Source organism: Cupriavidus sp. GW822-FHT02D05, assembly GCF_058802485.1.
In genome coordinates, this window is the sequence record NZ_JBXAOE010000007.1 from 160459 (window position 1) to 173641 (window position 13183).

General features: G+C 66.3%; 12 protein-coding genes. 9 read left to right on the top strand and 3 right to left on the bottom strand.

Annotated features, from left to right (window positions below; genetic code table 11):
* Positions 1-142: 142 nt before the first annotated feature.
* The 7 genes from AC1RQK_RS11610 to AC1RQK_RS11640 all read left to right on the top strand — a co-directional run bounded on the left by AC1RQK_RS11610 (position 143) and on the right by AC1RQK_RS11640 (position 7545).
* Positions 143-1339 carry a CaiB/BaiF CoA transferase family protein gene (locus AC1RQK_RS11610; RefSeq protein ID WP_492809164.1) on the top strand — a complete coding sequence of 399 codons (1197 nt, stop codon included), beginning with the start codon at positions 143-145 and terminating at the stop codon, positions 1337-1339.
* Complete coding sequence (locus AC1RQK_RS11615; RefSeq protein WP_492372444.1) at positions 1336-2304, top strand: hydroxymethylglutaryl-CoA lyase; 969 nt, start codon at positions 1336-1338, stop codon at positions 2302-2304. The genes AC1RQK_RS11610 and AC1RQK_RS11615 overlap by 4 nt, the downstream gene beginning before the upstream one ends.
* A gap of 146 nt (positions 2305-2450) precedes the next feature.
* Positions 2451-3488, top strand: coding sequence for a Bug family tripartite tricarboxylate transporter substrate binding protein (locus tag AC1RQK_RS11620; protein ID WP_416049079.1), 1038 nt, complete (start codon positions 2451-2453; stop codon positions 3486-3488).
* Positions 3489-3720: 232 nt separating this feature from the next.
* A complete protein-coding gene (locus tag AC1RQK_RS11625; protein ID WP_150993111.1) occupies positions 3721-4767 on the top strand; it encodes an ABC transporter substrate-binding protein in 1047 nt (348 codons plus the stop codon).
* Positions 4768-4964: 197 nt separating this feature from the next.
* Positions 4965-5777 (top strand): ABC transporter ATP-binding protein, encoded by an 813-nt coding sequence (locus tag AC1RQK_RS11630; RefSeq protein ID WP_492372443.1) that lies wholly within the window; start codon positions 4965-4967, stop codon positions 5775-5777.
* A 63-nt stretch (positions 5778-5840) separates the two neighbouring features.
* Complete coding sequence (locus AC1RQK_RS11635) at positions 5841-6632, top strand: ABC transporter permease (protein WP_492372442.1); 792 nt, start codon at positions 5841-5843, stop codon at positions 6630-6632.
* A gap of 208 nt (positions 6633-6840) precedes the next feature.
* The gene (locus tag AC1RQK_RS11640; protein WP_492809165.1) at positions 6841-7545 is read left to right on the top strand and encodes a hypothetical protein; all 705 of its coding nucleotides are present in this window, start codon (positions 6841-6843) and stop codon (positions 7543-7545) included.
* Positions 7546-7657: 112 nt separating this feature from the next.
* On the opposite strand, the gene AC1RQK_RS11645 is transcribed toward AC1RQK_RS11640, so the two are convergent.
* Entirely contained in the window at positions 7658-9097 is a 1440-nt protein-coding gene (locus AC1RQK_RS11645) for a sensor histidine kinase (protein ID WP_492809166.1), read from the bottom strand.
* A complete protein-coding gene (locus tag AC1RQK_RS11650) occupies positions 9094-9792 on the bottom strand; it encodes a response regulator (RefSeq protein WP_492809167.1) in 699 nt (232 codons plus the stop codon). Before AC1RQK_RS11650 ends, AC1RQK_RS11645 begins: the two co-directional genes overlap by 4 nt.
* A 262-nt stretch (positions 9793-10054) precedes the next feature.
* On the opposite strand from AC1RQK_RS11650, the gene AC1RQK_RS11655 reads away from it, so the two are divergent.
* Positions 10055-11113 carry a porin gene (locus AC1RQK_RS11655; RefSeq protein ID WP_492809168.1) on the top strand — a complete coding sequence of 353 codons (1059 nt, stop codon included), beginning with the start codon at positions 10055-10057 and terminating at the stop codon, positions 11111-11113.
* A 108-nt stretch (positions 11114-11221) separates the two neighbouring features.
* On the opposite strand, the gene AC1RQK_RS11660 is transcribed toward AC1RQK_RS11655, so the two are convergent.
* On the bottom strand, positions 11222-12196 hold the full coding sequence (locus tag AC1RQK_RS11660) for an NADPH:quinone oxidoreductase family protein (RefSeq protein ID WP_253927666.1): 975 nt from the start codon (positions 12194-12196) through the stop codon (positions 11222-11224).
* A gap of 233 nt (positions 12197-12429) precedes the next feature.
* Here AC1RQK_RS11660 and surE point away from each other — a divergent pair, with 233 nt between their 5' ends.
* Positions 12430-13182, top strand: coding sequence for a 5'/3'-nucleotidase SurE (gene surE / locus AC1RQK_RS11665; RefSeq protein WP_492372437.1), 753 nt, complete (start codon positions 12430-12432; stop codon positions 13180-13182).
* Position 13183 lies beyond the last annotated feature (1 nt).

Below are 13183 nucleotides of genomic sequence, written 5' to 3' on the forward strand. Positions count from 1 at the left end.
AATGCCGATTCCGCCAGCCGCCCGGCTGGGGCACACTGCGTCGAAACAAGGCGTGCTGCCAGCCGCACCGGCCGCACTAGCCGCGGCGCTTCCCATCGGCACACGCCCGCTGTAACCCACACCGCACGGAGACACCCCCACCATGGCGCGACAGATCCTTGAAGGCATTCGGGTCCTCGAACTCGGGCAACTGATTGCCGGCCCCTTCGCCGCCAAGACCCTCGCCGATTTCGGCGCTCACGTGGTCAAGGTGGAGCCGCCCGGACAGGGCGACCCGCTGCGCAAATGGCGCATGCTTTACGAGGACACCTCTGTCTGGTGGGAAGCGCAATCGCGCAACAAGCAATCCATCTGCATCGACCTGCGCATTCCGGAAGGGCAGGCCGTGGTGCGCAAGCTGGCCGCCGAGGCCGACGTGCTGATCGAGAACTTCCGCCCGGGCACCATGGAAAAATGGGGCCTGGGCTATGAAGCGCTGCGCGCGGAAAACCCCGGCCTGATCATGGTGCGCGTGTCCGGCTACGGCCAGACCGGCCCGAAGAAGGACGAGCCGGGCTTTGCCGCGGTGGCCGAGGCCATGGGTGGCCTGCGCTACCTCACGGGCGAGCCGGGCCGTGCGCCGGTGCGCGCCGGTCTGTCGCTAGGCGACACCATTGCCGGGCTGCATGGCGCGCTCGGCGTGCTGCTGGCGCTGTACGAACGCGATGCGCGCGGCGGTGAAGGGCAGGTGATCGACGTGGCGCTGTACGAGTCGCTGTTCAACCTGAGCGAAAGCCTGCTGCCGGAGTATTCGGCGTTTGGTGCCGTGCGCCAGCCGGCTGGCGGCGCCTTGCCCGGCATCGCGCCGTCCAACGCCTATCCCTGCGCCAGTGGCGAGTACGTGCTGGTGGCCGCCAACGGAGACGCCATTTTCAAGCGCCTGATGCACGCGATCGGCCGCGCCGACCTGGGCGACGACCCGGCGCTCGCGCGCAACGACGGGCGCGTGAAACGCGTCGACGAGATCGATGCCGCCATCACGGCGTGGACCCGCACGCAAAGCGTGGAAGACGCGCTGGTGGTGCTCAAGCAGGCCGAAGTGCCATCCGGGCGCATCTACACCGTCAAGGACATCTCGGAAGACCCGCACTACCGTGCGCGCGGCGTGATCGAGAGCGTGACCGCGGCCAGCGGCCTGACCGTCGAAGTGCCGGGCATCATGCCCAAGCTTTCGGCCAGCCCGGGCGCCATCCACGACCGTGCGCCCACGTTGGGCGAACACACCGACAGCGTGCTGGAGGCGGCCGGCTTCGACGCTGCCACCATCGCTGACATGCGCGCACGCGGGGTGGTGGCATGAGCGCGTCATCCATGCTGCGCGGCCCGGCCCGCATCGAGATCAACGAAGTCGCACCGCGCGACGGCCTGCAGATCGAGCCGGCCGTGGTGCCCACCGATGCCAAGGTCGCCTTCCTCGACGCCTTGTCCGCCTGTGGCTTTGCCCGCATCGAAGCCACGTCATTTACCTCGGCCAAGGCCATCCCCGCTTTGGCCGATGCCGAGGCGGTCATGCACCGCATGCAGCGCGGCGCGGACGTGCGCTACACCGCGCTGGTGCCGAACCTGCGCGGCCTGGAGCGCGCGTTGTCGTGCCGGCCCGATGAGCTCAACCTGGTGATGTCGGCCAGCGAGACGCATAACCGCGCCAACCTGCGCATGACGCGCGCCCAGTCGCAAGCGCAGTTGCTGGCAATGATCGAGGCGGCTAACGCGGCGGTTGTGCCGGTCAATGTTTCGCTGTCCACCGTGTTCGGCTGCCCCTTCGAGGGCGAGGTCGATGCCGATGCCGTGATGGCGCTGGCCGAGTCCTTCGCCCATGCCGGCGCGGCAGGTATCACGCTGTGCGACACCACCGGCATGGCGTATCCCACGCAGGTGGCGGCGCTGTGCGAGCGTTTCCAGCGAAGCCTGCCGCAGGCGGGCCTCACCATTCACCTGCATAACACCCGCGGGATGGGCCTGGCCAACGCGTTGGCCGCCTGGCAGACGGGCGTGACCCGCTTCGACGCCGCTGCCGGCGGCCTCGGTGGTTGCCCCTTTGCGCCCGGCGCCAGCGGCAACGTCAGCACCGAAGAGCTGGTGCATATGTTCGATGCCATGGGCGTGGACACCGGCGTGGACCTGGCGCGCCTGCTCGACGTGGTGGCTGGCTTGCCCGCGCTGGTCCAGCGTGACACCGCCAGCCAGTTGCTGCGCGCGGGCACGCGCCTGCGCACGCACCAGCCGCCGGCCTGGCTGGCCGAGCATTTCGCCGGGCAGGGCTGATGCTAGGGCTGACATCAGGGCTGATGCTAGGGCTGACAGCGGGCCCGCCGCAAGAATCCCGAAGGACGGGTGCGCACCGCACGGCGAGGGCCGGCGGGCGCTGAACAGAAAACCAAGATCAACAAGCACCAAGCAGGAGACACTTCATGCCTCGCAATCCGGCATCTGCCATCGCACGTCCCCAATCTTCCCTGTGCGCATCCGGCGCGCGCCGCAAGACGCTCGCCGCCGCCGTGGCGCTGGCTGCCGCCGGCCTGGCCGGCACGGCCGCATGGGCGCAGGACGGCGCCTACCCGACGCGCCCGGTCACGCTGGTGGTGTCCGCCGCTGCCGGCGGCACGACCGACCTGGCCGCGCGCATGATCTCCGAGCCCCTGTCCAAGGCCCTGGGCCAGCCGGTGGTCGTGGACAACCGCCCCGGTGGCTCGGGCGGCATTGCCGCGCAGACGGTGGCGCGCGCCAAGCCGGACGGCTACACCCTGATGGTGCAGTACTCGGGCTACCAGGTCATCTCGCCGCTGCTGATGAAGAACGCGTGGGACCCGGTGAAGGACTTCGCGCCGGTCGCCAACATCCTCTCGGCCCCGCAGGTGCTGGTGGTGCGCCCGAGTTTGCCGGTGAAGACGCTCAAGGAGCTGGTGGCCTATGCCAAGGCCAACCCCAACAAGCTCAACTACGCCTCGTCGGGCAACGGCTCCCTGCAGCATGTCTCCACCGAGCTGCTGAACCAGATGGCCGGCATCCAGATCACCCATGTCCCGTACAAAGGCACCGGCCCGGCCATGACCGACCTGCTGGGCGGCTCGGTGGATCTCACCATCACCACGCCGCCGCCCCTGATGGGGCATATCGCGGGCGGCAAGCTGCGAGCGCTGGTGGTCACCAGCAAGCAGCGCCTGCCCAGCCTGAAAGACGTGCCCTCCGCCCCGGAAGCCGGCTACCCCGATCTCGATGTGTCGTCCTGGTTCGCCATGTACGCGCCGGCCGGCACGCCCAAGCCGATCATCGACAAGCTCGCCGGCGAGATCGAGCGCATCATGCAGACCGAGGCCTTCCGCAAGAAGGCGGAAGAGCTCGGCGCCGAGGCGAAGTTCATGGGCCCGCAGCAACTCGCGACCTATCAGCGCAACGAGCTGGTCCGCTGGGCCAAGGTCATCAAGGCGGCCGATATCCACGCGGAATGATGCCTGTGCCCTGGGGCCGGTAGTAAGCCGGCCGAAAGGCGCACCCTGTATCTTCGATGCCCACACGCTGGTGCGGATGCCGGCGTGGCATAGGTGTTGATCCCGATGCGGCCCTTTGCGGCATCGGCTAGCATCGCAACTTGCCGCTACGCGGCACGACGCAAGCCGTAGCACAAGCGGCATGCATCAGCGCGAGAGCTGCAGTTGACGGGTAATCAGGTAGGAGAGAGAAATGTATAACAAGAAATTCTGGAAGCAGGCGCTGCTCGCGCTGGCGCTGTTCCTTGCGGGCTGGTTCACCTTTGGCGGCTACGCCCAGGCACAGGGCAAGCCCGAGAAGACCAAGGTCACCATCGCCGTGGGCGGCAAGAACCTGTTCTACTACCTGCCGCTGACCATTGCCGAGCGCCTCGGCTACTTCAAGGATGAAGGGCTCGACGTCGAGATCGTCGACTTCGCCGGCGGTGCCAAGGCGCTGCAGGCCGTGGTGGGCGGCAGCGCCGATGTGGTTTCCGGCGCCTACGAGCACACTATCAACCTGCAGGCCAAGGGCCAGCAGTACCAGGAATTCGTGCTGCAGGGCCGCGCCCCGCAGATCGTGCTGGTGGTCTCCAACAAGACCATGCCCAACTTCAAGTCGGTGGCCGACCTCAAGGGCAAGAAGATCGGTGTGACCGCGCCGGGATCCTCCACCAACATGATGGCCAACTTCGTGCTGGCAAAGGCGGGCCTGAAGGCATCGGACGTCTCCTTCATCGGTGTCGGCGCCAGCGCTGGCGCGGTGGCGGCCATGCGCTCCGGCCAGATCGACGCGATGGCCAACCTCGATCCGGTGGTGTCGATGCTGACCCAGAAGAATGAAGTGCACATCGCCTCTGACACCCGCACGCTCAAGGACACCCAGGCTGTCTTCGGCGGCAATATGCCGTCGGGTTGCCTGTACGCGTCCACCGCCTTTATCCAGCAAAACCCGAACACCACGCAGGCCATGACCAACGCCATGGTGCGCGCGCTCAAGTGGCTGCAGAAGGCTGGCCCGTCGGACATCGTCAAGACCGTGCCGGAAAGCTACCTGCTGGGCGACCGCGCGCTGTACCTGTCCGCCTGGGAAAAGGTCAAGGAAGCCATCTCGCCGGACGGCACCATGCCGGCCGACGGTCCCAAGACCGCGCTCAACACGCTGCAACAGTTCGACCCGGACCTGAAGGGCAAGACCATCAAGCTGGAAAACACCTTCACCAACACCTTCGTGCAGAAGGCGAACGCCAAGTACAAGTAAGGCATCGCCCGCGCCCAGGGTGCCGGCGGCCCGCTGCGTGCAGCGGGCCTTTGCATTGGCGCACCGGATGCCATGCATGGCATCCGGTGCGCCGTCCTGAACCTGCTTTCCACGTCATTACTATCGCGCGGAGCCGCGGTGCCTGCATCGATCGCACCCGTTGCGTCATTCAGCACCGTATCCGCCAAGAGCCTGCCATGAGCACTCCCGCACTTTCCCTCGACAACGTCACCTGCACCTTCGTCTCCCGCGACGATCGCAGCCAGCGCTATACCGCCGTCAAGGAGACCACCCTGGACATCCAGCCCGGCGAGTTCGTCTCCGTGGTGGGGCCGACCGGCTGCGGCAAGTCCACCTTGCTGAATGTGGGGGCCGGCTTGCTGCAGCCCTCGATCGGCGAGGTACGGGTGTTCGGCGAGCCGCTGCGCGGCATTAACACCCGCGCTGGCTACATGTTCCAGGCCGAAGCCCTGATGCCGTGGCGCAGCGCGCTCGACAACGTCATTGCCGGGCTTGAGTTCCGCGGCATGGCGCGTGCCGAAGCGCAGCAGGAGGGCGAGGCCTGGCTGCGCCGCGTCGGCCTGGGCGGGTTTGGCGACCGCTATCCGCACCAGCTCTCCGGCGGCATGCGCAAGCGCGTGAGCCTGGCCCAGACGCTGATACTGGATCCGGACATCATCCTGATGGACGAGCCGTTCTCCGCGCTCGACATCCAGACCCGCCAGCTGATGGAAAACGAGGTGCTGGATTTGTGGGCGGCCAAGCGCAAGGCAGTGCTGTTCATCACCCACGATCTTGACGAGGCCATCGCCATGAGCGATCGCGTGGTGGTGCTGTCGGCAGGTCCCGGCACGCACCCGATCGGCGAGTTCGCCATCGACCTGCCGCGCCCGCGCGACGTGGCCGAGATCCGCAACCATCCTCGCTTCATCGAGCTGCACGCGGCCATCTGGGACGTGCTGCGCGAGGAAGTCCTCAAGGGCTATGCGCAGCAGCGCAAGGTGGCCTGAGACGGCCTGGCGCGCTTCGTTCCCATTCAATCCGGTCTGATTTCAATTCGAGTTTCGATTCCCATGGCTTTCCGTCCCGACTCCAAGGGCATGCTGCGATTCTGGCAGTTGCTCGTCCTCGTTGTGATCCTCGGCGCCTGGCATGCCGCCACGCGCTCTCAGCAGGTTGCCTTCTTCTTCGGTGAGCCGCTGATGGTGGCCCAGCGCATCTGGAACTGGTTCGTCGTCGAGCGCGACATCTACGTCCACCTCGGCGTGACCCTGATCGAGACGCTGCTGGCCTTCGGCATCGGCACGGCCGCGGGCCTCGGCGTTGGCCTGTGGCTGGCGCTCAGCCCGCTCACCTCGGCCATCCTCGATCCCTATATCAAGGCGATGAACTCGATGCCGCGCGTGATCCTGGCGCCGATCTTCGCCGTCTGGTTTGGCCTGGGCATATGGTCAAAGGTAGCGCTGGCGGTGACGCTGGTGTTCTTCATCGTGTTCTTCAACGTCTACCAGGGCGTCAAGGAAGTCAGCCCCGTGGTGCTGTCCAATGTGCGCATGCTGGGCGCGAACCGCAAGCAGCTGCTGCGCCATGTCTATCTGCCGAGCGCGACCAGCTGGGTGTTTTCCTCGTTGCATACGTCAGTCGGCCTGGCCTTCGTGGGCGCGGTGGTGGGCGAGTACCTGGGCTCGGCGCGCGGCGTCGGCTACCTGATCCTGCAGGCCGAGGGCACCTTCGACATCAACACCGTGTTTGCGGGCATCGTGGTGCTGACCGCGGCGGCGCTGATGCTGGATACGCTGGTCGGCAGCGTGGAGAAGCGGCTGATGAAGTGGCAGCCCAAGAGCGGAGAGACCGAGCGGCTGTAAGCCAGCCGTCGGGCTGGCGCCCGGGCGATAGCGAGAGTGAGCCGGGACGTGGTGGAAGTTGGCTGTAATTTATTGTTTTACAATAAAAATTGTTTGTAAAACAATCATTTCCGCATAGAATCACGACTTGCTCACCGTCACCGGAGTCGCTATGCATCCTCCTGTTTCCTCACGCATCGTCCGTGTCAGCTGGTGCTAAGCCAGCGTGATGCCCAATGCTGACCGCGGCGCGAACGCCATGCGCCGCCGCCAGTGGCCGATCGTGGTGGCGCTGGTGCTGGTGGCGCATGGGCTCGTGCTGGGTCCGGTGCCCTGGCCGGCACGGCAGGCCTCGCTCTCGTTGCCTTGGCCGGGCGAGCGGGACCCGCGGGCCATGCAGTGGGTGACAGTGTTGCCGTTCACCGGGTTGCCAACGCCGGCTGCTACCGTCAAGCCCGTTGCATCCTCTCCCAAGCCGCAGACCTTGCCTGCGCCTCGGCCTGAGCGCGCGTGCGCAGGGCAGCCCGGCCGGGAGCCAGTCGCAACGATGGCTTTGCCGCCCGGGGCGGGCGTACCTTTCAACAGTTCGAGTGCGGCCAGCGTGCCCATGCTGCCGCTGGCACCAATGCGCTCCGCAGATCCGGCATCTGCCACTGGCGTTGCGCGGGACAATATCGCCCGCAGTCGTCAGCGGGGCGAGGCCGCCTTCGAGCGCGCCGCCTCTGACGCGGTGGCCTCGCCTGCGCAGCGGCTTGCCGCGGGCATGGCAGGGGCCGCGCAAGGCGAAGCCCTTGTCGAGTCGCAGGTGGGCACGAATCGTACCGCGCGCGTGCGCGGCGCTGCAGGGACTTACTGCTTGCGCATGAAGGATCCAAGCCTGAAGGTCGATCCGTTTCGGCAGGAGCTGGCGCTGCCGTCCAATTGCCCGCCTTAGAGGCCATTTCCAAAAGGATGCTGGCGTCGTTGCACGGCTTTGGCCGATCCACTTGACTGTCTGCGGCCGCCCGCCTAGCCAGAACCGCTTCGCTTCATTTTGAAACCGCCGCTTAGTGGTCCCGCCAGCTTTGGCGCGACGCGAGCCCGGCCCCGGCGCCTGCCACCGCGGTCACCGCGAAGCGCACGCTGACGGTCAGGCCGCCGCCCGGGGTTTCCTCAAGCGCCACCGTGGCGCCATGGGCGCGCGCGATCTGGCGCACGATCGGCAGGCCCAGGCCGCTGCCATCCTGCCCCGGGGTGGATTCGCCGCGATAGAAGCGCTGGAATACCTTGTCGCGCTCGTCGGCAGCAACGCCCGGGCCGTTATCCACCACTTGCAACAACGGCTGGTTCTCCGGACCCGCCACGCGGACCGTCACCTGCGCGCCGGGGCCGGCATAGCGGATCGCGTTGTCCACGAGGTTGCCGGCCAACTCCTGCAGCAGTTCCGCTTGCCCCAAGACTTGCACCGGCGCATCGGCTTCGAAGCCCAGGTCGACCTGGCCGGCCCGCGACACCGGTGCCCATTCGAGGGCCACGTCCCTGGCCAGCGTATCGAGGCGCAAGGGCAGCAACGCCGGCGCGTAGCCACTGTCCGGTTCCAGGCGCGATAGCGAAAGCAGTTGCTGCACGCCCTTGGCGGCGTGGCGCACGGTATCGTGCAGCGGCCGCAGATGGCGAAGGATGCGTTCGCCATCGCGCTCGCGCAGCGCCAGTTCTGACTGCGCCTGCATGATGGCCAGCGGGGTCTTCAACTGGTGGGCGGCATCGGCAAAGAAGCGCTTGCGCGCCAGCAACATGCGATGCAGGCGCGCGACGTACTGGTTGATCGCCTCGACCAGGGGCTTCATTTCTGCGGGCAGGTCTTTTTTCTCCAGCGGCGCCAGGTCGTCGGCGCCACGTTCGGCCACCGTGGCGCTGAGCCGGTGCAGCGGCCGCAGGCCGCGCCGCACGCCGAACCACACGATGCCCAGCGCCAGCGTGACCAGTACCATTTCCTGTTGCAACGAGCCGGCCAGGATCTCGTGCGCCAGCGACTGGCGCGGCTCGATGGTCTCGCCGACCAGCACCCAGACCAGCCGCGCCTGCCCCGACGGCATGTCGCGCACCGGCAGCGGCTGCGCCGCCATGCGCACCGGCTCGCCGCGGAAAACGGCGTCGTAGAAGACGGTCTTGTAGAGCGGCTGCTTTGGCGTGGCCGGCATCGGCAGGTCGTCGTAGCCGGTCAGCGTGGCGCCGTGCTCGTCGCGAATCACGTAGTAGATCCGGCTGCCGGCCTCGGACTCGAAGATCTCCAGCGCCAGGTAAGGCACGTCGATGGCGAAGCGGCCCTCATGCAGGCGGATGCCTTCGCGCATCGATTTGAGCGAGGCTTCCAGCGTGCGGTCGAACGCCACGTGGGCGGCGTCCATCGCACGGTGATAGGTCATCCATGCGTCCATTGCCAGCAGGGCCAGCAACGGCAGCAGCAACCAGAGTGACAGTTGCAGGCGCAGGCTCGGGACTCTCATCGGGCAGCCGGCGTGGCCATGTTCGCTTGTGCGCAGGCATCGAGCAGGTAGCCCAGCCCGCGCAGGGTCACGATGGCCACGCCGCTGCCTTCGAGCTTCTTGCGCAGGCGGTGCACGTAGATTTCGATGGCATCCGGGTTGACCGATTCGTCGATGCCGAAAATCTTCTCCGACATGGCTTCCTTGTTGACGGCGCGTCCGTCGCGCAGCATCAGCACCTCGAGCACGGCGCGCTCTCGCCGGGTCAGCGCCAGGGGCTCGCCGCCCAGCACGAAGGCTCGGCTGATGCCGTCATAGCACAGTGGGCCGCATTGCAGTTGCGTGCTCTCGTGACCAAAGCTGCGGCGTATCAGCGCGCGCGCGCGCGCCTCCAGCTCCGACAGGTCGAACGGCTTGGACAGGTAGTCGTCCGCACCAAGATTGAGCCCCTTCACACGGTCCTCGACTGAGCCGTGCGCGGTCAGGATCAGCACGGGCATGGCATTGCGCCGTTGCCGCAGGCGCCGCAGCACCTCCAGGCCATCGAGCTTGGGCAAGCCCAGGTCGAGGATGACCAGCGCGTAGTCCTGAGTCGAGAGCAGGTGATCTGCCGCGCGGCCATCGTGCATGCAGTCCACGGCGAAGCCCGCCTGGCTGAGCGCCTCGACCAGGGCATTCGCCAGCATCACATTGTCTTCAACGAGCAGGATTCGCATTCTCTTGGCGGGCAGGGCGCCCGGGTGAAATCGGTAAAAGCGGGGGAGGGCCGCGAAGGCGGGCCGCGCTGAGAAATACAGGTATCCGGCCCGACTTTGAAGCTAGGGAAACTCCCAACCCCGAACGCCGGCGCGGCGATGAAATCCGTCGAATTTCGAAAGCGAACTGAAAGTGCGCCTGCCATACCATGCGTGCCATCCCGGGGGCCTGCCCGGACATCACCACAACAATCACAACTCACAAATCACAAGAGGAGACAGCATGAAGCTGAAATCGATCGCGCTGGCAGCAGTCGGCATGAGCCTGGCCGGTGGCGCAGCGGCGCAATCCAGCGTGACCCTGTACGGCATCATGGATGCCGGCATCGAATACGCCAGCCATGCCGGCCCGAATGGTTCGGTGGTCAAGATGACTTCGGGTGGCAAGAACACGTCGCGCTGGGGCATGCGCGGCAGCGAGGACCTTGGCGGTGGGCTCAAGGCACTGTTCCAGCTGGAGAGCGGCATCGCCATCGATACAGGCCGGCTGGATTCCGATGGCACGCTGTTCGATCGGCGCGCCATTGTTGGCTTGTCCAGCAAGTACGGCCAAGTGGTGCTGGGCCGCACCTTCACCACCACCTATGATTTCATGCTGCCGTTCGACCCGATGGGCTACGCGCCGAATTACTCGTGGGCGACCTCGGCGACCGCTACCGGCGAGCGCAAGGATGGCTTGTTCTCGCGCGCGTCCAACGCGATCCGCTACGACGGCACGTTTGGCGGCGTGAAGCTGGGCGCCACGTTGGCGCTGGGCGAAGTGGCCGGCAGCTTCAAGAGCTCGTCCAAGTACGATTTCGGCGTGGGCTACAGTGCGGGCGGCTTTGCCGCGGCCGCCACCTGGGATCGCCAGAACGGCGCAGGCACCAGCACCACGCCGGCCGATGTCACGGACTACATTCAGGGCATCCACGCTGGCGCCAGCTATGACTTCGGCGACCTGAAGCTTTACGCGGGCTACCGCAACTACAAGCGGACCTTCACCACGGCAGCCGCGTCTCATCGCAGCGATATGTATTGGGGCGGCGCGTCGTATGACTTCACGCCGGCGTTCACGTTGTATGGCGCGGTCTACAAGCAGAATATCAAGGGCGGCAGCGATGCCGATCCGATCCTGTTCTCGGTGCGCGCCCAGTACGCGCTGTCCAAGCGCACCACGGCTTACCTGTCGGGCGGCTATGCCAAGGCGCGCAACGGGCAGAATGTGAGCTTGTCCAGGGACTTCATCGGCTATGCAAACAACCAGGTGGGGGTGACCGCTGGCTTGCAGCATCGCTTCTGATGCGCGCAGTGATGGCTGCGTGAAACGCCGCCGAGCAAGAAAAAAGCGCCTGGTGCTACGGCACCAGGCGCTTTTTTTGCTCTTGCACGGCGCCAGAGGCGCGCAACGTCAGGGCACGATGACGATCTTGCCGGTGACCTTGCGGGCTTCCATGTCTTTCAGGGCTTGCGGCGCCTGCTCCAGCGCATAGCGCGCGGAGATATGCGGGCGGATCTTGCCTTCCTTCATCCAGCCCAGCATCTGCGCCATGTTGGCTTGATTGGCCTTGGGCTCGCGCCGCGCAAAGTCACCCCAGAACACGCCCACCAGCGAGGCGCCCTTGAGCAGCGCCAGGTTCAGCGGGAGCTTGGGGATTTCGCCATTGGCGAAGCCCACCACCAGGTAGCGGCCGCGCCAGCCGATCGAGCGGAACGCCGGCTCGGCGTAGATGCCGCCCACCGGGTCATAGATCACGTCGGGGCCGCGGCCATCGGTCAGCGCCTTCACGCGTTCGCGCAGGTCTTCGGTGCTGTAGTTGATCAGCGCATCGGCGCCATGGTCCTTGCAGACCGCGAGCTTTTCGTCGGTGGAGGCGGCCGCGATCACGCGCGCGCCGATGGCCTTGCCGATTTCGATGGCGGCCAGGCCCACGCCGCCGGCAGCGCCGAGCACCAGCATGGTCTGGCCCGCTTTCAGCTCACCGCGGTCGATCACCGCGTGGTGCGAGGTGCCGTAGGTGAGGGTGAATGCCGCGGCGGTCTCGAAGTCGATGCCCGGCGGCATCGGCACCACGGCGGCGGCGGGGGCCTTGGCCTGCGAGGCAAAGGCGCCGTTGCCCAGGTAGGCGATCACATTGTCGCCGGGCTTGACGTGCGTCACCCCTTCGCCCACCGCATTGACCACGCCGGCCAGTTCCGAGCCGGGCGAGAAGGGCAGTTGCGGCTTGGCCTGGTATTTGTTCTGGATGATGAGGACGTCGGGGAAATTCACGCCAGCCGCCTTCACATCGATGACGACTTCGCCCGGGCCGGGCACCAGGTCCGGCAGGGTTTCGAGCACCAGCGAATCAGGCGGGCCCCAGGCTTTGCAAAGTACGGCTTTCATCATGTCTCCGGTGATATGTTCGATGCCCGGCAGAAGATGGCGCAAAAGGGTGCATGCGCGGTGCACGCGTGGTCCATGCCAGTTGCGCCAGGCAGGCCCGGGCAAGTGTAGCGCAAAAATAGCACGGTCGTTCTGTTACAAGCTGGCGAGCCGCCGCCGGCTACTGTTTTTGCAGCAGGATTTGCGCTGCGGACGGGCCGCTTGCGGCAGCCTTGTCAGGTACAATCCCGGCCATGCATATCCTCCTCGCAAACGATGACGGTTACCTGGCGCCGGGGCTAGCCGCGCTACATGCCGCGCTGGCGCCGCTGGCGCGCATCACGGTGATTGCACCTGAGCAAAACCACAGTGGTGCATCCAACTCGCTGACCTTGCAGCGGCCACTGTCCATCTATGAAGCCCGGGAGGGCGTGCAGAAAGGGTTCCGCTTCGTCAACGGCACGCCGACCGATTGCGTGCATATCGCGCTGACCGGCTTGCTCGACGAGAAACCCGACCTGGTGGTGTCCGGCATCAACCAGGGCCAGAACATGGGCGAGGACGTGCTGTATTCCGGCACCGTCGCCGCCGCTATCGAGGGCTTCCTGCTTGGCATTCCCTCGATCGCTTTTTCGCAGGTGGACAAGGGCTGGACCCATCTTGACGCCGCCGCGCGCGTGGCACGCGACATTGTCGAGCGCTATATCGCCAGGCCCTCGGCCGAGCCGTTCCTGCTCAACGTCAATATTCCCAGCCTGCCGTTCGAACACATCAACGGCTACCGTGCCACCCGGCTCGGCAAGCGCCATCCGTCCCAGCCGGTGATCAAACAGGTCAACCCGCGCGGCGATACCAACTATTGGATCGGGCCCGCCGGCGACGCGCGCGATGCGAGCGAGGGCACGGATTTCCATGCCACGGGCGAAGGCTTCGTGTCGCTGACCCCTTTGCAGCTGGACCTGACTCACCGCGGGCAGCTCGAGCAGGTCAACCAGTGGCTGGCATAAG